Origin of the sequence: Flavobacterium tructae (genome assembly GCF_002217475.1) — a bacterium.
GTDB classification, from domain to species: domain Bacteria; phylum Bacteroidota; class Bacteroidia; order Flavobacteriales; family Flavobacteriaceae; genus Flavobacterium; species Flavobacterium tructae.
Genome location: NZ_MUHH01000070.1, coordinates 1 through 1,264, shown reverse-complemented (window position 1 = coordinate 1,264; position 1,264 = coordinate 1). Strand labels below are relative to the sequence as shown.

General features: G+C 38.8%; 1 protein-coding gene. It reads left to right on the top strand.

Features of this window, described 5'->3' with window-relative positions:
* On the top strand, window positions 1–1,264 hold a 1,264-nt coding region (locus B0A80_RS20170), incomplete at both ends, for a condensation domain-containing protein (RefSeq protein WP_233430792.1).

Sequence of the window (1,264 nt, the reverse complement as noted above, 5' to 3'; positions counted from 1 at the left end):
AACCGCCACGATGTTCTGCGCACTTGTTTTTTAAGCACTGGTTTGCCTTATGCGGTTCAGGTAGTGCTTCGAGAAGCGGTTTTGTCAGTGGATAATTTAGAGATGGATTCTTCTGAGAATATTTTAGAGCAGTTGGAATTATTGATAGCACCTGGAAGCCATTGGATAGACATTTCAAAAGCACCTTTATTGGAATTGAAATCGGCAGATGACCCTGAGGGCGAGTCTTATTACCTGATCGTACATTATCACCATTTAATGATGGACCATGTTGGTATCGAGAAGATTATAGAAGAGGTCAGCTTGTGTTTGTCGGGTGAGAGCTCGAATCTTCCTGTTCCTTTTTTATATCGAGAATTCATTGGGCATACTTTACATATGCAATCGACTGACAATAGTGAATCTTATTTTAGGACACTAATGGGCTCAATAGAAGAACCTACATATCCTTTTAACTTATCAAATGTTTTAGGAGACGGGAAAGGTATTGAAGAATCTATAGTTGTTTTGTCTAAGGATTTAAGTATAAGGTTGCGTAATGTTTGTGCTCATCTGAGCATTAGTCCAGCTGTGTTATTCCATGCTGCTTTCGGTTTAGTTGTAGCGCGATGCAGCAATCAGGGATATGCCCTTTTCGGGTCATTATTCTCAGGACGTTTACAGGGATCTTTGGGAGCAGCTGATTCTTTGGGATTATTTATCAATACACTACCTGTTGCATTGGAATTGAAAGGTAATGTAAAAGAATATTTAAAAGAGGTCAGGGTTAGGTTAGAGGAGTTGTTATCTTATGAGCAAACCCCTTTATCACGTATCCATAACTGGAGTGGTATATCCAATGATATGGCTCTTTTCAGTGCATTATTGAATTACCGTCATTCTTTATCATCAGAAGAAGATAAAGATGATTTGGATCTAGATATGACTGTTATTGCAGGTCATGAGCGTACTAATTATCCATTTTCTTTGGATGTAGATGATTTTGGTATTGATTTCGGCTTAACGGCACAAGTAGATCGAAGCATCGGAGCTTCTCGTATACTTGCTTATATGGAGCAGTCATTAGTTGAGCTTATGGACGGGGTAGATAATTTGGAAGAAATAAATGTTAATAGTTTAAATATCCTGCCAGAGGAAGAGGAGCACCAGTTGTTGCATGTCTTTAACGATACTTATGTTTCTTATCCTCAAGATAAGACTGTTGTTGATTTGTTTGAGCAACAGGTTGAGCGCACCCCAGATGCGATAGCTGTTGTTTATCAGG